The sequence below is a fragment of the Pseudoalteromonas luteoviolacea genome (genome assembly GCF_000814765.1).
GTDB classification, from domain to species: domain Bacteria; phylum Pseudomonadota; class Gammaproteobacteria; order Enterobacterales; family Alteromonadaceae; genus Pseudoalteromonas; species Pseudoalteromonas luteoviolacea_H.
Window position 1 is genome coordinate 19,866 of the sequence record NZ_JWIC01000004.1, and the last position, 25,392, is coordinate 45,257.

Sequence of the window (25,392 nt, forward strand, 5' to 3'; positions counted from 1 at the left end):
TTGAAGAAGTTTTTATTTTCGTTTTTCTCATGGTTTTTTCTGTTTTTTGCAAACTTCACATTTGCAGTTGATCTACAAATCTCTACTTTCGAGGATTTAGATACCACTGTACCCAGAGGTGGTGAGGTGCGTTATAACCTTGAGTTTACTAATTCTGAAGAAGATACCGCCAATAACGTATCTGTCGAATTCTTTTTACCACAAACGACCAGTTTCGTATCAAGCTCTAAGGCATGTACTGAGTCTAGCTACCTAGAGGGTGGCATTACAAAAAGTAAGTTAACTTGCCCAATTGGCCAACTATCTGGGCGAGTGAGTGATTCATTGCAAGTAACCATTAAAACATCCGCTCAGACAGGCGATACCATAGAGCCGAGTGTACGTATTAGCGCGGACAATGAATCAAGTAATAAGTTACTCAACAACACTGAAACCCAGAATACGTCTATTGTTGCGGGTGTCGATTTAGCCGTTACTTCACTGCTAGCAAACCCTGTGTCAGTTAATTTAGACACGCTTTTTACCTATCAAATCGGTGTGAAGAATAATGGACCTGATGCAGCGGCTAATGCAGTCGTAAAGCTCAACTTACCAAGCTTTACATCGTGGGAGAATGCCAGCACTGTAGATTTTGACGGTTGGCGCTGCTCGGGCAGTCAAACACTCACCTGTACAATCGCTACATTTGCTTCAGGAGCATCATCGACATTAAATATTCAAGCTCGTGTTAGTCAGGTCAGCAGTGGCACTGTTACAGCAAGTACGAGTATCAGTAGTGATACTGCGGAAATAGATGCCTCAAATGATCAAGCATCTGTGAATACGCCCATTAACCCAAATGCAGATTTAGGTGTTGCGATAAAGCAATATAAAGCCGATGGCACACCTTCGTGGTATGGGCCTTTAAATTTACAAGTTAATGAACGTCACTACTACGATGTGACAGTTACTCACTTAGGCCCAAGCTCAGTAACCACGGCGTATTTGAGCACGACATTGGCAAGTGGTATGAGTAATATCACAGCCCAAGCTCCTTCCGGTTGGTCATGTAATGTCACTTCGCTCGTGGTTACTTGTCAATCGACAAGTGCTATGGTGAAAAATGACAGCGCTGTAGTCAGAATCTATGCCAATGCCCCCGCATCTGAGGCGACATTTTCGACCGCAGCGCAAGTGAGCTCTGATCTGTTAGATTTAAATACGGCAAATGATAAAGCCAGTGCGAGTATAAAAACGAGTATTGCTCAGACTTCATTCGTCTCAGTGAATAAAGCGCTGCTAAATGGCACCACTTATTACGTTAACGATGAGATAGATTTCCAAATTACAGTGACTAATACATCAGAGGCGACGACCATTGAGTCTTTGATAGATACGTTGCCGGACTCGCTCAGCTACGTGAGTTACAGTTCGAGTCATTTTACTTGTGCTTTGAACTCAGGCGATGCACAGAGGCTTGATTGTACGCCTATTACAAGCAGCTTCGCTAAATCACAAATTTGGCAAATGACGATTAAAACAAAAGCAAAAGCCGTGAGTCAAAGTGCTGTCAATTGGGCAGCTGTTACGCATGGTGGGCGAGAGTCGAGCAGTGATAATGCCAGCTTTACAATTTTGGATAGAGCGCCAGATCTCAGTATCACTAAATCCTCAGATTTGAACTGGGGTTCTAACATTAACTATATGAATAAAGAGTTTTATTACTCTATCAAGATAGTCAACTCAGGCGGTGGAGCTGCAAGCGGTATTAAAGTCGAAGATGACTTTGCCAATACATCAGGTTACACCCCTCTTTCTACTGCAACGCGTAAATACAGCAATGGATCTTGGCAAACAGTGGCTGATTGGTGTGTTATCACTAATTTAAAGGTCACTTGTACTGGCTCTGAAATTGGTGCAAATGAAACCGTTGAGATACTGATAAAAGCACGTTCGCCGATATATACGGGTACAGAGAGTCAATATAGGCCTAAAAACACAGCGACTATGACAGTGGGTGGCGTCGACTACACTGCTAATTTTGAAGGTTGGGGACTGCATCCCCGTAGTCCTGTGCAGCTTGGTATTACAAAAGTAAAATCAGCATCAACGACAGCCAGCACCAGTTTAGTTGAGCAAGCTGGTGAGATCATCAATCGCATTGTGGTTTCAAATACAGGCAATGGGGCTACGCTTGGTAAGGTGACTGTGGTTGATGCACTGCCAAGTGGAGAAACATTTATTGCCAATGGCAGTTATGGTTCCAACTGGTCTTGTAGTGCTTCAGAGCAATTAGCAGATGGCAGTGGTGGTAAGGTGACTTGTCTGTATCAAAATGCAGATACAAGCCGTATTGCTTTGTCTGGGACTGCGCCGACTTTGACTATTACCACCCGAGCGACGTCAGTGGGGGATTTACAAAACACCGCGACGGTCACCGACGCCGGTGGTGCGCCAGGTGAAGCATCCGCATCTGCGACAATTAAAAGTGCCTTGAGTGCTGATTTAAGTATTCAAAAAGTGGCGAATACGAGCAGTATTACGACCTCTCAAAATGAAATAAATTATCAGATCACAGCCAGAAACTTGTCCGGTTCCAACATTGTGGGAGTGGATGCTGACTCACTCACTATTGTTGATACTTTCAATGCGACATTTAAATCACGCGAAGGTAATAAAGAGACAGGGATCACCTTCCCATCATCTGTAAATAGTACGCTTGGTGCACGTTTTTCGTGTGTTAGAGCTGATACCGGAGAATACGAAAACACACAAACTACCATTACTTGCCGCTTGGAAACCGGTCAAACATTTGCCCTTAATGATAGCGTGACTATTCCCTTGACGGTTGCTAGGCCTTTTGTCACGACCAATGGCCAAGTTGTCAACTCCGTAGAAGTGTCATCCAATACACATATCGATCCGAATACAACAAATAACTCGGCTAGTGCGACGACAACTGCACAGTCATTATTTGATTTGGCAGTGACGAATGTTGTGTATGCGAAGCCAACGGTGTTAAGTGGTGATATCGCCTTACAGACGATTCATATTGCTAATATTGGTGCAGTTGCAGCAACCAATGTGGTGCTAGAACATACTTTTAATGTACCAACGGGCAAAGAATATCAATATGTAAGCAATAGCTTTTCTCGGGCTGGGCAAAGTAATATTTGTGTATACACAGAAGCAACGAAGACTTTACGTTGTAGTATTGGGTCGCTAGAAAGCAATGAAGTGCAAAGTGTTACTATCCAAATCCGCCCAAAAAGTGCTTCTGATCGTCAAGATTGGGTATTAGAGAGCACAAGCCAAATATCCGCTTCAAATATGTCATTAGATAGTGACACCGCGAATAATAGCTTCAATAAGGCTTTAACTGTACAAATTCGTGAAGCTAACCTGAAAATTGAAAACAATGACATCAGTGACCCATTAGCTTGGTATCCAACACCAGGCTCATTTCCAGCAACGCTCGATAATGTGGTGGTTTATAAAGTCGACCTAGAGTATTTAACGGATAATAATGGTGAAACCTCTGTGGCAAGCGGTGTTGGTTACAACTTTACCATTTCTCCAGCCAATAGTTCGAAACAACTTCAATTTTTATGTGACAGTAGCTCTAACGCAACCTGTAGTGCAGTGACTGCGCGTTGTGATAATCAAAACCTGACTTTTAATACTCAAACCACTTTTAACTGTTTAGGGCCAGAAAATAGTAGCTCTTCTTTGGCAGAAAATGAATTGCTTGAGAATACTGGCGGTCAGTCAGCAATTTATACTCGCTATATGTTCTTTAAGATTTTGTCGCGCCCATCAACGACTGGTGAAGTTGCGACAACCAGTGCGTCTATTTTTTCAAATGAAAAAGATCTTATTACGGCAAACAACGATGAGAGTGAAAAAACATCTATTCGTATCGCTGTAGACTTGGCGCTGACTAAAACAGCTTCTTTGAATAAAGTGGCATTAGGTAGCCAGTTTAATTATCAATTTACGCTCACTAATGCCGGTCCAGGTGACAGCGCTGACAACGTACTTTACGATTATCTTCCAAGCTATCTAAGCGTCGCAGGCAGTGCGGTGACATCATCAGGTAGCTGTACTAATTCTCGAGCAAATTCCCCTAGTACAGGGGCATTAACTGATTTTATTCGCTGTAATATTCCGCTGATTGAAATGAATGAAACAGTGCAGATCAGTATCCCGGTTACGCTTAATGCGCTACCGAGCAATAATATTGTGGTGAATGAAGCTTGGGTAGAAACACAGGGCTTTGATACAAACAAGTTAAACAATAAAGCCACGTCTTCCACGGAAGTGATCCAAGGCTTAATATCTGGCTATGTGTTTGTTGATAAAGTAAATAATGGTCTTTTTGACAGCAGTGTTGATGCTGGTATGTCTGGTATTGAGGTGCTACTGGATGGTGTAACTGCTGGTGGACAAGCGATTGCTCAACAACGCGTTTCAACCGATGCCAATGGTCAATTTGTATTTTATGACCTAGTACCTGGCACTTATAAATTGACCCAGCCGGCTCAATCGGCCTTGAATAGTTACCGAGATGGTAAAGAGGCGAGATCTGGGAGTGTACTGGCCAATAGCCAAGGCACCGATGAAATTACCAATATCGTACTTACATCTGGGTCGGCATCACAAGGACACTCATTCGCAGAGCTTCTGATTGGTGATAAATCAGTTGTGGGTACTGTGTTCATGGACGTAAACCAAGATGGTGTTGTTGATGCCAATGATCAGCTTTTGAAAGACATCACAGTGACTATCACGGGCACGGATAAATATGGACAAACGGTAAATCAAAGTGTAGTAACGAATGCGAGCGGTGCGTTCAGCTTCACAGGCTTGATTGAATCCAATGCAGATGGTTACACCATTACGCAGACAGTAAGTAGCACTTACCAAACGGGTAACCGTTATATTGGCTCGGGTGCTGGTGAAGTTAGCAATATCGCAAAAGTGGTAGTCGGCACAGACGCAACACCAGAGCTTAAATTTACAGAAAAACCAAAAGCGGGTGATAAGTCAGTTATTGGTAAAGTGTTCTTGGATATCAATCAAGATGGCACAGTTGATCAAAATGATGCGCTTCTGAAAGACATCACAGTCACCATCACAGGCACGGATAAGTTTGGTCAGACGGTGAATATCACAACAACGACCAATACAAATGGTGAATTCAGCTTCACAGGCTTGATTGAATCGAATGCTGATGGTTATACCATTACGCAGTCAGTAAGTGGCACGTATCAAACCGGTAATCGCTACATTGGCAGTGACGCAGGCGTAGTCAGCAATGTTGCCAAAGTGGTTGTTGGCACAGATCTAACACCAGTGATCCGCTTCACTGAAAAACCAAAAGCGGGCGATAAGTCAGTTATTGGTACCGTGTTCTTGGATGTGAACCAAGATGGCACGGTTGATCAAAACGATCTTCGATTAAAAGACATTACAGTCACCATCACGGGCACGGATAAATTTGGTCAGGCGGTCAATACCACGACGATGACAGATGCGAATGGTGCGTTCAGCTTCACAGGTTTAATTGAATCAAATGCTGATGGTTATACCATCACGCAAACAGTAAGTGACACTTACCAAACGGGTAATCGCTATATTGGCAGTGAAGCAGGTGTAATAAGCAATGTCGCAAAAGTTGTTGTTGGCACAGATCCAACCCCGGCGATCCGCTTTACTGAAAAACCAAAAGCGGGTGATAAGTCTGTTGCAGGTAAAGTGTTCTTGGATATCAACCAAGATGGCAACGTTGATCAAAATGATGTGCGATTAAAAGACATCACGGTGACAATCAAGGGCACGGACAAATTTGGTCAGGCGGTAAATCAAAGTGTCGTGACAAATGCGAGCGGTGAATTCAACTTTACTGGTCTGATTGAATCCAATGCAGATGGTTACACCATTACGCAGACAGTAAGTGGCACTTACCAAACGGGTAACCGTTATATTGGCTCGGGTGCTGGTGAAGTTAGCAATATCGCAAAAGTGGTAGTCGGCACAGACGCAACACCAGAGCTTAAATTTACAGAAAAACCAAAAGCGGGTGATAAGTCAGTTATTGGTAAAGTGTTCTTGGATATCAATCAAGATGGCACAGTTGATCAAAATGATGCGCTTCTGAAAGACATCACAGTCACCATCACAGGCACGGATAAGTTTGGTCAAGCAGTCAACCAGAGTGTGAAAACTGATACCAACGGTGCGTTTAGCTTTACGGATCTCATCGAATCGAATGCAGATGGTTACACGATTACGCAAACAGTAAGTGGCACTTATCAAACGGGTAATCGTTACATTGGTTCTGATGCTGGCGTGGTGAGTAATGTTGCTAAAGTGGTTGTTGGCATAGATCAAACACCAGTGATCCGCTTCACTGAAAAACCAAAAGCGGGTGATAAGTCGGTAGCTGGTACCGTGTTCTTGGATATCAACCAAGATGGCACAGTTGATCAAAACGATCTTCGATTAAAAGACATCACAGTGACTATCACAGGCACTGACAAGTTCGGTCAGGTAGTGAATACTTCAACGACGACTGATGCTAACGGTACGTTTAGCTTCACAGGTCTGATTGAATCAAATGCGGATGGCTACACCGTTACGCAAACAGTAAGTGGTACTTACCAAACAGGTAATCGCTACATTGGTTCAGGCGCTGGCGAAGTCAGCAATGTTGCTACGCTTGTTGTCGGCACAGATGCAACACCAGAAATCACCTTCACAGAAAAGCCAAAAGCGGGCGATAAGTCAGTTATTGGTAAAGTGTTCTTGGATATCAATCAAGATGGCACGGTCGATCAAAATGATTCGCTGCTAAAAGACATCACAGTGACTATCACGGGCACGGACAAATTTGGTCAAGCGGTAAATCAAAGTGTAGTGACAAGTGCGAGCGGTGAATTCAGCTTTATTGGCCTGATTGAATCCAATGCTGATGGCTACACCATCACGCAGACAGTAAGTGGCACGTATCAAACCGGTAATCGCTACATTGGCAGTGACGCAGGGGTAGTCAGCAATGTCGCAAAAGTGGTAGTCGGCACAGACGCAACACCAGAAATCACCTTCACAGAAAAGCCAAAGGCGGGTGATAAATCTGTTGCAGGTAAAGTGTTCTTGGACATCAACCAAGATGGCACGGTTGATCAAAACGATCTTCGATTAAAAGACATCACGGTGACTATCACAGGCACGGATAAGTTTGGTCAAGCAGTCAACCAGAGTGTGAAAACTGATACCAACGGTGCGTTTAGCTTTACGGATCTCATCGAATCGAATGCAGATGGTTACACGATTACGCAAACAGTAAGTGGCACTTATCAAACGGGTAATCGTTATATTGGCTCAGGCGCTGGCGTAGTTAGCAATGTTGCCAAAGTGGTTGTTGGCACAGATCCAACGCCAGCGATCCGCTTTACTGAAAAGCCAAAAGCCGGTGATAAGTCAGTTGCAGGTAACGTGTTTTTGGATGTAAACCAAGATGGCACAGTTGATCAAAACGATCTTCGATTAAAAGACATCACCGTGACTATCACGGGCACGGATAAATTTGGTCAAGCGGTAAATCAAAGTGTCGTGACAAATGCGAGCGGTGAATTCAGCTTCACAGGCTTGATTGAATCGAATGCTGATGGTTATACCATTACGCAGACAGTAAGTGGCACGTATCAAACCGGTAATCGCTACATTGGCAGTGACGCAGGCGTAGTCAGCAATGTTGCCAAAGTGGTTGTCGGCACAGACGCAACCCCAGCGCTCCGCTTTACTGAAAAGCCAAAAGCGGGCGATAAGTTAGTATCAGGTAAAGTGTTCTTGGATATCAACCAAGATGGCAACGTTGATCAAAATGATGTGCGATTAAAAGACATCACGGTGACAATCAAGGGCACGGACAAATTTGGTCAGTCAGTTAACCAAAGTGTCGTGACGAATGCGAGCGGTGAATTCAGCTTTACTGGTCTCATCGAATCGAATGCAGATGGCTACACCATCACGCAGACACCGAGCACGACGTATCAAACGGGTAACCGTTACATCGGCTCAGATGCGGGTGTGATCAGCAATGTCGCAAAAGTCGTTGTTGGCACAGATCCAAGGCCAGCTATCCGCTTTACTGAAAAGCCAAAGGCTGGTGATAAGTCAATCTCTGGTACCGTGTTCTTAGATGTGAACCAAGATGGCACAGTTGGTCAAAATGATGTGCGATTAAAAGACATCACGGTGACTATCACGGGTACAGATAAATTTGGTCAGGTGTTGAATACCACAACGATGACAGATGCGAATGGTGCGTTCAGCTTCACAGGTTTAATTGAATCGAATGCTGATGGTTACACGATTACGCAAACAGCGAGTGGCACGCATCAAACGGGTAACCGTTACATCGGCTCAGATGCGGGTGTGATCAGCAATGTTGCCAAAGTGGTTGTTGGCACAGATCTAACACCAGTGATCCGCTTCACTGAAAAACCAAAAGCGGGCGATAAGTCAGTTATTGGTACCGTGTTCTTGGATGTGAACCAAGATGGCACGGTTGATCAAAACGATCTTCGATTAAAAGACATTACAGTCACCATCACGGGCACGGATAAATTTGGTCAGGCGGTCAATACCACGACGATGACAGATGCGAATGGTGCGTTCAGCTTCACAGGTTTAATTGAATCGAATGCTGATGGCTACACCATCACGCAAACAGTAAGTGACATTTACCAAACGGGTAACCGTTACATCGGCTCAGGTGTTGGTGTGATCAGCAATGTTGCCAAAGTGGTTGTTGGCGCAGGTGCAACACCAGAAATCACCTTCACAGAAAAGCCAAAGGCGGGTGATAAATCTGTTGCAGGTAAAGTGTTCTTGGACATCAACCAAGATGGTGTAGTCGATCAAAATGATGTGCGATTAAAAGACATCACGGTGACAATCAAGGGCACGGACAAATTTGGTCAGGCGGTAAATCAAAGTGTCGTGACGAATGCGAGTGGTGCGTTCAGCTTCACAGGCTTGATTGAATCGAATGCTGATGGTTATACCATCACGCAGACAGTAAGTGGCACGTATCAAACCGGTAATCGCTACATCGGCTCAGATGCGGGTGTTATCAGCAATGTCGCAAAAGTGGTTGTCGGCACAGACGCAACACCAGAAATCACCTTCACAGAAAAACCAAAAGCCGGTGATAAGTCGGTAGCTGGTACCGTGTTCTTGGATATCAACCAAGATGGCACAGTTGGTCAAAATGATGCGCTTCTGAAAGACATCACAGTGACAATTACGGGTAAAGATAAGTTTGGTCAGTCAGTTAACCAAAGTGTAGTAACGAATGCGAGCGGTGAATTCAACTTTGCTGGTCTCATCGAATCGAATGCAGATGGCTACACCATCACGCAAACACCGAGCACAATGTATCAAACAGGTAACCGTTATATTGGTTCGGGTGCTGGTGTCGTGAGCTATGCCGCAAAAGTGGTTGTCGGCACAGACGAAACCCCAGCGATCCGCTTTACAGAAAAGCCAAAAGCCGGTGATAAGTTAGTTGCAGGTAAAGTGTTCTTGGATATCAACCAAGATGGCAACGTTGATCAAAATGATGTGCGATTAAAAGACATCACGGTGACAATCAAGGGCACGGACAAATTTGGTCAGGCGGTAAATCAAAGTGTCGTGACGAATGCGAGTGGTGCGTTCAGCTTCACAGGCTTGATTGAATCCAATGCTGATGGTTACACCATTACGCAAACAGCGAGTGGCACGCATCAAACGGGTAATCGCTATATTGGCTCAGGTTCAGGCGTAGTGAGCAATGTCGTGACGGTTGTAGTTAGCACAGATCCAACCCCTGCGATCCGCTTTACAGAAAAGCCAAAAGCCGGCGATAAGTCTGTTTCAGGCCAGGTGTTCTTGGATATCAACCAAGATGGCAACGTTGATCAAAATGATGTGCGATTAAAAGACATCACGGTGACAATCAAGGGCACGGACAAATTTGGTCAGGCGGTAAATCAAAGTGTCGTGACGAATGCGAGTGGTGCGTTCAGCTTCACAGGCTTGATTGAATCCAATGCTGATGGTTACACCATTACGCAGACTGTAAGTGGCACTTACCAAACCGGTAATCGTTACATTGGCTCAGGTGCGGGTGTGATCAGCAATGTCGCAAAAGTGGTTGTTGGCACAGATCCAGCGCCAGCTATCCGCTTTACTGAAAAGCCAAAGGCTGGTGATAAGTCAGTCTCTGGTACCGTGTTCTTCGATGTGGATCAGGATGGCGTGGTTGATGCGAATGACTCAGTACTTACAGGTATCACAGTAACCATTACGGGAATGGATAAGTTTGGTCAGGCGGTGAATACCACAACAACGACCAATACAAATGGTGAATTCAGCTTCACAGGTTTGATTGAATCCAATGCTGATGGTTACACCATCACGCAAACAGTAAGTGGCATTTACCAAACTGGTAACCGTTACATCGGCTCAGGTGTTGGTGTGATCAGCAATGTCGCAAAAGTGGTTGTTGGCGCAGGTGCAACACCAGAAATCACCTTCACAGAAAAGCCAAAGGCGGGTGATAAATCTGTTGCAGGTAAAGTGTTCTTGGACATCAACCAAGATGGTGTAGTCGATCAAAATGATGTGCGATTAAAAGACATCACGGTGACTATCACAGGCACGGATAAGTTTGGTCAAGCAGTCAACCAGAGTGTGAAAACTGATACCAACGGTGCGTTTAGCTTTACGGATCTCATCGAATCGAATGCAGATGGTTACACGATTACGCAAACAGTAAGTGGCACTTATCAAACGGGTAATCGTTACATTGGTTCTGATGCTGGCGTGGTGAGTAATGTTGCTAAAGTGGTTGTTGGCACAGATCAAACACCAGCGATCCGCTTTACAGAAAAGCCAAAAGCGGGTGATAAATTTGTCTCTGGTACGGTGTTCTTCGATGTGGATCAGGATGGCGTGGTTGATGCGAATGACTCAGTACTTGCAGGTATCACAGTAACCATTACGGGCACGGATAAGTATGGTCAGGCGGTAAATACCACCACGACGACCGATGCTAACGGTACATTTAGCTTTACAGGTCTGATTGCATCCAATGCTGATGGTTATACGATTACGCAAACAGTAAGTGGCATTTACCAAACGGGTAACCGTTACATCGGCTCAGGTGTTGGTGTGATCAGCAATGTCGCAAAAGTGGTTGTTGGCACAGGTACAACACCAGCGATCCGCTTTACTGAAAAGCCAAAAGCCGGTGATAAGTCAGTTATTGGTAAAGTGTTCTTGGACGTGAATCAAGATGGCCAAGTTGATCAAAATGATGCGCTGCTAAAAGACATCACGGTGACGATCAAGGGCACGGATAAGTTTGGTCAAGCAGTCAACCAAAGTGTGAAAACTGACGTAAATGGTGCGTTTAGCTTTATTGGTCTCATCGAATCGAATGCAGATGGCTACACGATTACGCAAACAGTAAGTGGCATTTACCAAACGGGTAACCGTTACATCGGCTCAGGTGTTGGTGTGATCAGCAATGTTGCCAAAGTGGTTGTCGGCACAGACGCAACCCCAGCGATCCGCTTTACAGAAAAGCCAAAAGCCGGTGATAAGTTAGTTGCAGGTAAAGTGTTCTTGGACATCAACCAAGATGGCAACGTTGATCAAAATGATGTGCGATTAAAAGGCATCACAGTGACTATCACAGGAACTGACAAGTTCGGCCAGGCAGTGAATATCACAACGACGACCGATACTAATGGTGCGTTTAACTTTGCGGGTCTCATTGAATCGAATGCTGATGGCTACACCATCACGCAAACAGTAAGTGGCATTTACCAAACGGGTAACCGTTACATCGGCTCAGGTGTTGGTGTGATCAGCAATGTTGCCAAAGTGGTTGTTGGCGCAGGTGCAACACCAGAAATCACCTTCACAGAAAAGCCAAAGGCGGGTGATAAATCTGTTGCAGGTAAAGTGTTCTTGGACATCAACCAAGATGGTGTAGTCGATCAAAATGATGTGCGATTAAAAGACATCACGGTGACAATCAAGGGCACGGACAAATTTGGTCAGGCGGTAAATCAAAGTGTCGTGACGAATGCGAGTGGTGCGTTCAGCTTCACAGGCTTGATTGAATCCAATGCTGATGGTTACACCATTACGCAGACTGTAAGTGGCACTTACCAAACCGGTAATCGTTACATTGGCTCAGGTGCGGGTGTGATCAGCAATGTCGCAAAAGTGGTTGTTGGCACAGATCCAGCGCCAGCTATCCGCTTTACTGAAAAGCCAAAGGCTGGTGATAAGTCAATCTCTGGTACCGTGTTCTTAGATGTGAACCAAGATGGCACAGTTGGTCAAAATGATGCGCTTCTGAAAGACATCACAGTGACAATTACGGGTAAAGATAAGTTTGGTCAGTCAGTTAACCAAAGTGTAGTAACGAATGCGAGCGGTGAATTCAACTTTGCTGGTCTCATCGAATCGAATGCAGATGGCTACACCATCACGCAAACACCGAGCACAATGTATCAAACAGGTAACCGTTATATTGGTTCGGGTGCTGGTGTCGTGAGCTATGCCGCAAAAGTGGTTGTCGGCACAGACGAAACCCCAGCGATCCGCTTTACAGAAAAGCCAAAAGCCGGTGATAAGTTAGTTGCAGGTAAAGTGTTCTTGGATATTAACCAAGATGGCAACGTTGATCAAAATGATGTGCGATTAAAAGACATCACGGTGACAATCAAGGGCACGGACAAATTTGGTCAGGCGGTAAATCAAAGTGTCGTGACGAATGCGAGTGGTGCGTTCAGCTTCACAGGCTTGATTGAATCCAATGCTGATGGTTACACCATTACGCAAACAGCGAGTGGCACGCATCAAACGGGTAATCGCTATATTGGCTCAGGTTCAGGCGTAGTGAGCAATGTCGTGACGGTTGTAGTTAGCACAGATCCAACCCCTACGATCCGCTTTACAGAAAAGCCAAAAGCCGGCGATAAGTCTGTTTCAGGCCAGGTGTTCTTGGATATCAATCAAAATGGCACCGTTGATCAAAATGATTCGCTGCTAAAAGACATCACGGTGACTATCACGGGCATGGACAAATTTGGTCAAGCGGTAAATCAAAGTGTAGTGACAAATGCGAGCGGTGAATTCAGCTTTACTGGCCTGATTGAATCCAATGCTGATGGTTACACCATCACGCAAACACCGAGCACAACGTATCAAACGGGTAATCGTTATATCGGCTCAGATGCTGGCGTGGTGAGCAATATCGCAAAAGTGGTAGTCGGCACAGACGCAACACCAGAGCTTAAATTTACAGAAAAACCAAAAGCAGGTGATAAGTCAGTTGCTGGTACCGTGTTCTTGGATATCAACCAAGATGGCGCGGTTGATCAAAATGATGCGCTGCTAAAAGACATCACGGTCACGATCACGGGTACAGATAAATTTGGTCAGGCGGTGAATACCACCACAACGACCGATGCAAGCGGTGCGTTCAGTTTCACAGGCTTGATTGAATCCAATGCTGATGGCTACACCATCACGCAAACGCCGAGCACAACGTATCAAACGGGCAACCGCTACATTGGTTCAGGCACAGGTGTTGTGAGCAATATCGCAAAAGTGGTAGTCGGCACAGACGCAACACCAGAGCTTAAATTTACAGAAAAGCCTAAATCCGGTGATAAGTCTGTTGCAGGTAAGGTGTTCTTGGATATCAACCAAGATGGCAACGTTGATCAAAATGATGCACTGCTAAAAGACATCACGGTGACTATCACAGGCACGGATAAGTTTGGTCAAGCAGTCAACCAGAGTGTGAAAACTGATACCAACGGTGCGTTTAATTTTACTGGTCTGATCGAATCCAATGCAGATGGTTACACGATTACGCAGACTGTAAGTGCTACATATCAAACGGGTAACCGTTATATCGACGGTGACGCAGGTGTGATCAGCAATGTCGCAAAAGTGCTTGTTGGCACAGATCCAACACCAGCGATCCGCTTTACTGAAAAACCAAAAGCCGGTAAAAAATCTATCTCAGGTCGTGTGTTTGTGGACATCAATCAAGATGGTACAAATAACGGCAATGACTTTGCGCTGGCAGATATTGAGATCACACTGACGGGTCAGGATCTTTACGGAGAAGCAGTAAGTTTAACCACCGCAACGGACGTAAACGGTGCATTTAACTTTGCAGGCCTTCGCAAGTCTGATGCATCGGGTTACACGATCGCACAAGGCACAACGGACTACCTCGAAGGTCAAGATTACCAAGGTACAAACCCTGATCAATTTGGTTCAAACAGTGAGATCAAACTGGTACTCGCAGACAATGCAGCACCAGAGCTTATCTTCACAGAGCAGCTTAATGCAGGTGATAAATCTATCTCAGGCCGTGTGTTTGTGGACATCAACCAAGACGGTACACATAACGGCAATGACTTTGCGCTGGCAAGTATTGAGATCACACTGACGGGTCAGGATCTTTACGGTGAAGCGTTGAACTTAACCACCACGACCGATGCAAATGGTGCCTTTAATTTTGCTGGCCTTCGCAAGTCTAATTCTACGGGTTACATCATCACACAAGGTACAACGGACTACCTTGAAGGCCAAGATTATCAAGGTGCAAACCCAGATCAATTTGGTTCAAACAGTGAGATCAAACTGGTACTTGCAGACAATGCAGCCCCAGAGCTTATCTTCACAGAGCAGTTAAATGCGGGCGATAAATCTATCTCAGGCCGTGTGTTTGTAGACATCAACCAAGATGGCACAAACAACGGCAATGACTTTGCACTGGCAGGTATTGAGATCACATTAACGGGTCAGGATCTTTACGGTGAAGCGGTAAGCTTAAGCACGACGACGGATGCAAACGGTGCATTTAACTTTGCTGGTCTGCGTAAGTCTGACGCGATGGGTTATACGATCGCACAAGGCACAACGGACTACCTCGAAGGTCAAGATTACCAAGGTGCAAACCCTGATCAATTTGGTTCAAACAGTGAGATCAAACTGGTGCTTACAGACAATGCAGCATCAGAACTTATCTTCACAGAGCAGTTAAATGCGGGCGATAAATCTATCTCAGGCCGTGTGTTTGTGGACATCAACCAAGACGGCACAAACAACGGCAATGACTTTGCGCTGGCAGGTATTGAGATCACATTAACGGGTCAGGATCTTTACGGTGAAGCGGTAAGCTTAAGCACGACGACGGATGCAAACGGTGCATTTAACTTTGCAGGCCTTCGCAAGTCTGATGCATCGGGTTACACGATCGCACAAGGCACAACGGACTACCTCGAAGGTCAAGATTACCAAGGTGCAAACCCTGATCAATTTGGTTCAAACAGTGAGATCAAACTGGTGCTTACAGACAATGCAGCATCAGAACTTATCTTCACAGAGCAGTTAAATGCGGGCGATAAATCTATAACAGGTCGTGTGTTTGTGGACATCAACCAAGATGGCACAAACAACGGCAATGACTTTGCGCTGGCAGGTATTGAGATCACATTAACGGGCCAGGATCTTTACGGTGAAGCAGTAAGCTTAACCACGACGACGGACGTAAATGGTGCGTTTAACTTTGCAGGCCTGCGTAAGTCTGACGCGATGGGGTATACCATCACACAAGGCGTAACGAACTACCTCGAAGGTCAAGATTACCAAGGTGCAAACCCTGATCAATTTGGTTCAAACAGTGAGATCAAACTGGTACTCGCAGACAATGCAGCACCAGAACTTATCTTCACAGAGCAGTTAAATGCGGGCGATAAATCTATCTCAGGCCGTGTGTTTGTAGACATCAACCAAGATGGCACAAACAACGGCAATGACTTTGCACTGGCAGGTATTGAGATCACATTAACGGGTCAGGATCTTTACGGTGAAGCGGTAAGCTTAAGCACGACGACGGATGCAAACGGTGCATTTAACTTTGCTGGTCTGCGTAAGTCTGACGCGATGGGTTATACGATCGCACAAGGCACTACGGACTACCTCGAAGGTCAAGATTACCAAGGTGTAAACCCTGATCAATTTGGTTCAAACAGTGAGATCAAACTGGTACTCGCAGACAATGCAGCACCAGAGCTTATCTTCACAGAGCAGCTTAATGCAGGTGATAAATCTATCTCAGGCCGTGTGTTTGTGGACATCAACCAAGACGGTACACATAACGGCAATGACTTTGCGCTGGCAAGTATTGAGATCACACTGACGGGTCAGGATCTTTACGGTGAAGCGTTGAACTTAACCACCACGACGGATGCAAATGGTGCCTTTAATTTTGCTGGCCTTCGCAAGTCTAATTCTACGGGTTACATCATCACACAAGGTACAACGGACTACCTTGAAGGCCAAGATTATCAAGGTGCAAACCCAGATCAATTTGGTTCAAACAGTGAGATCAAACTGGTACTCGCAGACAATGCAGCATCAGAACTTATCTTCACAGAGCAGTTAAATGCGGGCGATAAATCTATCTCAGGCCGTGTGTTTGTAGACATCAACCAAGATGGCACAAACAACGGCAATGACTTTGCACTGGCAGGTATTGAGATCACATTAACGGGTCAGGATCTTTACGGTGAAGCGGTAAGCTTAAGCACGACGACGGATGCAAACGGTGCATTTAACTTTGCTGGTCTGCGTAAGTCTGACGCGATGGGTTATACGATCGCACAAGGCACAACGGACTACCTCGAAGGTCAAGATTACCAAGGTGTAAACCCTGATCAATTTGGTTCAAACAGTGAGATCAAACTGGTACTCGCAGACAATGCAGCACCAGAGCTTATCTTCACAGAGCAGCTTAATGCAGGTGATAAATCTATCTCAGGCCGTGTGTTTGTGGACATCAACCAAGATGGCACAAACAACGGCAATGACTTTGCGCTGGCAGGTATTGAGATCATATTAACGGGCCAGGATCTTTACGGTGAAGCAGTAAGCTTAACCACGACGACGGACGTAAATGGTGCGTTCAACTTTACAGGGTTACGTGCTTCAAATGCAGCGGGTTACACAATCGTACAGGGTATAACTGACTACCTAGAAGGATTGGATTATTTAGGTGCCATATCAGATCAGTTTGGATCAAAAAGTGAAGTGCGGTTAGCGCTAACTCAAGAAGAATCGACAGTACCTGAAGTGATCTTTACTGAGCAATTAAATGTGGGCGATAAATCAATTACAGGCCTTGTGTTTGTGGACATCAACCAAGATGGCACAAACAATGGCAACGATTTTGTATTAGCCAGCATTGAGATCACACTCACGGGCCAGGATCTTTACGGTGAAGCGGTGAACTTAACCACCACGACCGATGCAAATGGTGCCTTTCATTTTGCTGGCCTTCGCAAGTCTAATGCTACGGGTTACATCATCACACAAGGCACAACGGACTACCTTGAAGGCCAAGATTATCAAGGTGCAAACCCAGATCAATTTGGTTCAAACAGTGAGATTAAATTGATATTAGGCGAAAGCGTTGCTGCTGATCTTATCTTTACTGAGCAACTCTACGCTGATGCAAAAGTATCGGGGAGCGTCTTTATTGATTCAAACAACAGTGGTTTGTTTGATTTACAAGAAGCTGGATTAGCTGGTGTAACGATTAAGTTGTCAGGTAAGTCTGCGATGGGTGATGTTGTATCTATCGAAACACTGACAAATCAAAAAGGGGAGTTTTCATTTACTAATTTAGTCGCAAGTGATGATGCAGGCTATGAGATAACGCAAGTTCAGCCTACCCAATTTAATGATGGTCTTGAGTCACGTGATGGCGTGATCGTGTCCTCAAATACTAATGATGTGTTTTCGGTTGTTTTAACTACGAGTGAACAGGTTGAAAACTTGCACTTTGCTGAGTTGTATATGGGCCGTATTGCCGGTGCTGTTTTTGTTGATAGAAATACTGATGGTCTATTAGATCAAAGCGATGATGCCATTGCACATGTTGAAATTAAATTAACCGGTAGCAGTCGTTTGGGTGAGGAAATCGCTTATAAAACATTGACTGATCAAGATGGTCGGTTTGAGTTTACGCAATTACCGCAAAGTAGTGTACAAGGCTACCAGCTAACGCAAGTACAGCCTGCAAATTATGCAGATAGCTTTGATTACCAAAATGGTGTTCAAGTAGAGGGCTCTGAGCAATTAGATGTACTGAATAAGTTGGTGCTCGCACAAGGTGCGGAGTTGGTCAATTTGAACTTCACAGAGGGCTTTGGTATTGCAATCAGTGGCCGAGTGTTTGTAGACAAAACGGACTCGGGTTTATTCCCACAAACAATTGAACTAGATGCATCTGACATCGTGATCGCAGGGAGTGAAATTCACTTAACAGGTATTGATTATCAAGGCCATGACGTAGCGTTGACTACGCTGACTAATGAGCTTGGTATTTATACGTTTACTGAATTACCACCAAGTAATGAGCAAGGTTATACCTTAACACAGGTAGCTCAACCATCCGCTTATTTAGATGGTAAAGAGTCAGCTAATGGTGAAGTGATTGCGAATACCAAAGGGTCAGATAGCATTTTTGTTGGTACCGTTTTAGAGATTAAACAGTATTCAAATTATGATTTTGCTGAATTACCAACGGCTTCTATCTCTGGTGAAGTTTGGGTCGATGCAGATGAAAACGGTTTACTGGAAGAAGGTGAGACCCTGAGAATTGCTGGCGTTCAAGTTAATTTAACAGGCACCACATTAGATGGTATTGCCGTCGAGCGCACAGTGGTGTCTGATGAGCAGGGCTTATATATCTTTGATTATTTATATCCGGGCATGTATCAAATCCATCAACAACAGCCAAGTGCTTGGTTAGATGGTAAAGAGCAACTGGGTAATGCGGGCGGTGAAGTTGGTGAAGATCAGTTCTCGGGGATTTCAATTGCACTAGATCAACATGCAACAGGATATAACTTTGCAGAGCGCGGAAGTGATCTTGCGGGTCGTGTATATGTCGACCTAAATGATGATGGTGTTCAAGACACCTATGAGATGGGTTTGAGTAACGTTAGATTGACCATCACGGGTGCTGATCTTGATGGGCAGCCTGTTAACCGTGATATCTTAACTGATGCTTATGGACGGTATGAGTTTGAAGATTTGCCACTTAGCGGCGCAGATGGATTTACGGTCACTGAATATCAGCCTGAAAATACCCAAGATGGGTTAGACAGCGTAGGTAACATTGGTGGTGTGCTTGGCGATGATCAGATCTCTGGGATCTTAATTGAACGCCATGTCACAAAAGCACATTCATACAACTTCGGTGAACAATTGATGGATCCGGCCAGTATTTCCGGCTTGGTCTGGTTAGATAAAAACCACAACCGTGAAAAAGACGACAGTAATGGACAAAGTGGCTGGATCGTCGAGTTGTTACCGGATCCAATGACAGGAGAGGGCAATCCATTAGATGCGGAGCCATTGGCAGCGATTGAATCAGATGCTAACGGTCAATATACTTTCTATGGCTTACCTGTTGGTACTTATGAAGTGCGATTTAGACACCCTCAAGGTGGCGTGATCTACGGTCTACCTGTATCAGACGATCCTGAGGCAAGCACTGAAAAAGGCACAATCTTAAATTTACGCGTCAGTGCAGGTGAGCAAGTGGAGAACCAATCTCTGCCTGTAGACCCATCGGGCGTGATCTACGATTCAGAACTGAGACAGCCTATAAAAGGTGCAAAAATTAAGATCACAGGTCCAAATGGTTTTGAGCCTGATCTGCACTTAGTGGGTGGTTCAGCGAATGTCGAGCAAACCACCAGCGATGATGGCTACTATCAATTCTTACTATTTGCACAAGCGCCAGCTGGGATATATGAGCTTCATGTCACTGAGCCAAATGGGTATCAAAGTGGCGGCTCTAAGCGACTACCGGTATGTGCGAATACACTCAGAGTGGGTGCACGTGAGTTACCAATTACCATTTTTGCTGAAGAGACTGTGCCAACGCTTGATGCACCTGAGCATATCGCAACCCAGTGTGCGAGCCACTCAGATCAAGTACTGCAAGATATGCATACGACACAGTACTATCAGAGTTTTTACATTGAGCCTAAATTACCATCAGGCAACGTTGTAAATAACCACATCCCGTTAGATGCCTTTGGAGATGATCTTGTTCATGTGAGTAAGCAAGCACTCAAGCAAGATGTGGTGATAGGTGAGCTAGTGCCTTATCGCATTAAGGTGACTAACCAGTCAGATACGGTACTTAGTCCTCTTGCCTTTATTGATCAACTGCCTGCGGGCCTGAAATATGTTGCAGGTAGCGCTAAAGTGGACGGTCAAGCGATTGAACCACAGCAACAAGGTAGACAATTACGTTGGGATGTGAACGCCTTACAACCAGAGCAGTCGATGATGATCGAGTTGATCGTCGTTGTTGGTGCCGGTGTCAGTGAAGGTAAATACATTAACCAAGCCTGGGTAGAGTTTGTCGGGGGCTTATACCAAAACGGTGTGGGTAACCGTATCTCAAATATTGGCGAAGCTGCAGTGAAAGTTGTGCCAGATCCTATTTTCGACTGTAGTGATTTGATGGGTAAAGTGTTTGATGATCACAACCGTAATGGCATGCAAGATACAGGTGAACCTGGATTGCCAGCCATTCGTCTTGCTACAGCACAGGGTCTGTGGATCACAACAGATCAACATGGTCGCTACCATCTGGCATGTGCAGATATTCCACATGCCGTTCGCGGTGGTAACTTTATCGTGAAACTGGACGAGCGCAGCTTACCTTCAGGCTATCGTGTGGTGAGTGAAAATCCACGAGTGGTGCGCTTAACACGCGGTAAATCACAACAACTTGACTTTGCTGCCAGTATCCATAAAGTAGCGCGCATTGAAATCACCGCTGAAATATTTAACGGTGAATCAATCATGTCTGAGTATCTGTCTCGTTTAACGCAGCTAATGGATGCATTAAATAACACACCGACAGTGATTCGTATTGCATATCAACAATCTGAATTAGAACAAACCACAGAAGCGGAGCGTAAATCTCAATTGCTACTTGATTGGCTACAAACACAAGTGGCAGAGCGCGAGCTTCCAATCACTATTGAAACGGAAATGATCCCATTTTTTATACCAGCTTTACCAGCCCACCATCAGTTAGGAGGAAGCGATGACTAATCGATTCTTGCTAAGCAAAATTACGTTATTGTGTGCAGCGGCATATGCCTCTGCGCCCTCAATGAGCTATGCCTTTGTCGACGCTGTTAATGACAGCAAAGTAACGGCTGCGGCTGGTAATACTGAGCGGGTGATAGTGCAAAAGCATTTTGTATTTAGTGGATTGGATGAGCCTAAGGCAATAACCGTCGAAATAGAGCGAACAGTTAAAGAAGATAAGTCAGCTCAATTCGTGAAAGACTCTGCGATCCGTTTTGTTTCTGGTAAACACTATTTAACAGGCACCACCAAACTTGAAATGGACCGCATCATTGGTTTTTTACAGGGCAAGCAAGACATTAAATTGCACTTTATCGGCCACGCAGATTCACAAGGTCTGAGTGCCAATGCGCGTAAGATTTATAAAACCAATCAGGGCTTGTCTGAGCATAGAGCTAACATCGTGGCGGATTACTTCCGCCAGCAGCTTAATCTTGCACCCTCTGCGACAACCACCGAAGGTCGATCTAATCGCGAGCCGGTAGCAAGTAATGCCACACTGGCTGGTATGGCGAGAAACCGCCGAGTTGAAGTCATTGCGGTTTACACAGAAACGCGCACGGTCAAAGATACACAAGTGATAGCACCGCCGCAGCGTCATAAATTATGCGGCGACAGTACATCGCATCAAGGGCCGCTGAATATCACCATAGATGGTCAAGCATTTATGGATGAAGATGCAGCCAATAATGCCGATAGTCAACGCTGTGCTGATATCAATTTAGAACGTTTTGAACTGCAATTAAAATATGACCCTTTGAATGTATTGCCCAAATTGAACGTGCAGCATGCACTGACTAAATCTGGTAATACCTTGATGCTGCATTTAAAAGGTTACAGTAATTATCAGAGCTTTTTTGATTATGCTGAAGTGCAGATCCTCGCGCCACACAGTGACAAAGTATTGGCGAAGGTGGCGTTAGATACAGGATTAACTGGCCGCTGGCGATTACCGGGCAATATGTTGGGTATGAGCTTGAAATACCGATTAAGAGTGTACAATAAGCAAGGCCGCTTTGATGAAACAAGCCTTGCTCAAGCTGATTTCAAACCTCGCTATGCGGTGGATAATAGTAAGCTTGATGGATATTTAATGACAGGTTACGGCAAGTCAACGCTGGCTAAGCAAAATATCAAAATATCAGGCGGTGCACTGACCTTGTATGGTGAGCAAGTGCCGAGCAATCATCGTGTGTATTTCTTAGGCCGTGTGGTGGCTGTAAATCGTGAGCGTAAATTTGTACATCAAGAAATTGTCCATAGTGGTTTTCATCGCGCGGAAGTCGCCGTTTTAAATGAGCAAGGTGAAGGGCGCTTAATCCATCGGGATTTAGCATTGCCAAAGAGCGATTGGTTTTATGTGGCAATGGCCGATTTAACCATAGGCCAAAATAGTCATAACGGTCCGGTTGAACTACTGAGTGCTGATCACAATAAAGATGGTAATGTGTTTGCCGAAGGCCGATTAAGTGGCTATATCACCGGTAAATGGCAAGACGAATACAAGGTGACTGCGCGAATAGACACGCAGGAGCAGGGGTTGAATAAGTTGCTCTCGGGCTTACATGAAAAAGATCCAAAAAGCTTATTCAGGCGCCTTGAAGAGGAGCAGCATCCAACGGAATATGGCGATGACTCGACCGTCATTGATGATGCACCAACCAACGGCAAGATGTATCTAAAAGTCGAGAAGTCAAAATCTCATGTGTTATGGGGTAATTTTAATACGTCGTTTAATGAGACTGAGCTGGCGCGTGTTGAGCGCGGTTTGTATGGTTTGCAATTACAGTACATCACAGATGAGCTGACTGCTGCTGGTGATAATCAATCCCAAGTTCATTTCTATGCTGCAGAAGCGGAAACGCTAGGCGCGTATGAGTCCCACCGCTCCACAGGCGGCTCTCTTTATTATCTTCAAAATCAAGATATAGTGCAGGGTTCTGAACAGGTAGCTGTTGAGGTACGTGATAAAATTACGGGTTTAGTGATAGTCAGACGTGGCCTGGTTGCTGGTCAAGACTATGACATAGACGCACTGCAAGGGCGAATATTACTCAATAGACCGCTGTCTTCGTTCCAGCAAGATGACTTATTAGTGCGTACCGCGAGTCTTGATAGTAATCCGGTTTATTTAGTGGCGCAATATGAGTACACACCGGGGATAAATGGGTTAGACAATTTGACGTATGGTGCACGTTTGAGTCATTGGCTGAGCGACACTATTCAAGTGGGCACTACACTGAACCATCAAGAGCAAGATCTATTTGATGACCAATTGATTGCGTTAGATGCCACATACCGTAAAAGTGATTCTGCATACATCAAGGTTGAGGTCGCGCAAACAGAAGGTATTGGCAATACATTGAACTCGTTTACTGGTGGCATTGACTTTGAGCAACAACAATCGGGTGAAATGGGTCAAGCAGCCAAAGGGCATAGAGTTGAAGCTGCATTTGAGTTTTCAGATCTTGGTCTGGATGAACAAGGGCATGGGCAATTTTATTGGCAACAACTTGAATCTGGGTTTAACTCTACAGGACAAATCAGCCAAGTTGATAGCCACGCAGTTGGTACATTTTGGCAGTGGCAAATTGAAGACGATCATGCCATTCGGCTCAAAGTGGATGAACAAAAAGCAGAGCAGCAACAACGCAGGCAGGCTGCTGAATTAGGGTATGTTTATCAACTAAATGACGATTGGCAATTTAGCAGCGCTGTGCGTCAAGACAATAAAGAAAATCTGACAGAGCAAAAAGAGCAGGCTCAAATGCGCCAACTTGATGATGGCGAGCGCATTGATGCGATCGTACAGCTTGATTACGACGGCAGTGATAAGTGGCAGCCTTATGTTTATCTGCAAGGCACGCTTACGAGAGAGCAAAACCGACTAGCAAACAACCGCGTTGGCATTGGTGCGGAGGCTACACTGACTGACACACTGACTGTCAATTCTGAGATATCTCACGGCAATCTTGGAGAAGCGGGCAAATTGGGTGTCGATTGGCAATACAAAGAAGGTAGCAATGCATACGTTGAGTACAGGGTTGACCCAGATGGGGGAACGCTATTCTCAACTGGTCAGCAAAAAAATTGGGTAACGGGCTCAAGACATCGATTTAACTCCTCAACCAGCGTGTACGCAGAGCAGATCTGGCAGCAAGATAATCGGCAAACGGGTTTAACGCATGCCTATGGCATTGAACATGACTTTTTAGTTGGCTGGCAAGTCGGTCTTGGTTTTGAGCAAGGCGAGCTTGAAAGTGACACTGATTTGATTGACCGTGATGTCACCACCTTGTCGCTTGGCTATCAAACGGATATATGGCAATGGCGCAGCGCGCTGGAGTACCGAGAAGATAGTAATAGTACGGAAACCAGAACATCTTGGTTGGCAAGGCAAAATATTCACGCCAAATTCAACGAAGATTGGCGAGCACAGCTGCGTTTAGATTGGGCGCAAAGTGACAGCTCTTTATCTGACAGCGAGCCTGCGGGTGCGCTCAACAGTGACTTCACTGAAGCACAATTTGGAGTGGCATATCGACCGATTGAAGCGAGCCCTTGGTCTGGTATGGCAAGCTTTACGTATCTTGAAGATTTAGCGCCAGCATCACAATTGAGTGGTATTGGTCTGGATAACACGCCACAGCAACGAAGTCGCGTGTGGGCAATAGATATTAATTATCAACTGACACCACGCTGGCGCATCGGCACCAAACTGGCACAAAGACAAGGTGAGCTGAGAATGGGGCGTGACACGGGTCAGTGGATTGATTCAGCAGCCACATTAGCTGTATTGCGTGCTGACTATCATTTGATGCATCAATGGGATGCCACACTTGAGTGGCGCGCTTTGAGTGTTGATTTAGCAGAAGACCGCCGTTCGGGCGCACTATTTGCGCTGCATCGCCATGTTGGAGAGCACATGAAAGTCGGGGTCGGTTATAACTTTACTGACTTTTCAGATGATTTAACGGACTTAGATTATGATTCAAAAGGTTGGTTTATCAACCTGGTGGGTAAATTTTAAATAGTGAGCCTTACTCTCCCTGAGTTCCAACTTGACATGAAATTGGCTTGTTGGAACTCTTCTTAGAACATTAAATTATGGTTGCCTTAAGTTGTTTGGTTAGGCCA

The 25,392-nt window shown here is 45.1% G+C and carries 2 protein-coding genes; both read left to right on the forward strand.

The annotated features are described in order from the left end of the window. A complete protein-coding gene (locus JF50_RS03330) occupies positions 1-21,216 on the forward strand; it encodes an SdrD B-like domain-containing protein (RefSeq protein WP_152614450.1) in 21,216 nt (7,071 codons plus the stop codon). After that, a complete protein-coding gene (locus JF50_RS03335; protein ID WP_039608100.1) occupies positions 21,209-25,285 on the forward strand; it encodes an OmpA family protein in 4,077 nt (1,358 codons plus the stop codon). The genes JF50_RS03330 and JF50_RS03335 overlap by 8 nt, the downstream gene beginning before the upstream one ends. Positions 25,286-25,392 lie beyond the last annotated feature (107 nt).

Bases quoted from the DNA above. Each gene is read 5' to 3' on its own strand.
- JF50_RS03335 (WP_039608100.1), top strand. From the start codon at position 21,209: ATGACTAATCGATTCTTGCTAAGCAAAATTACGTTATTGTGTGCAGCG.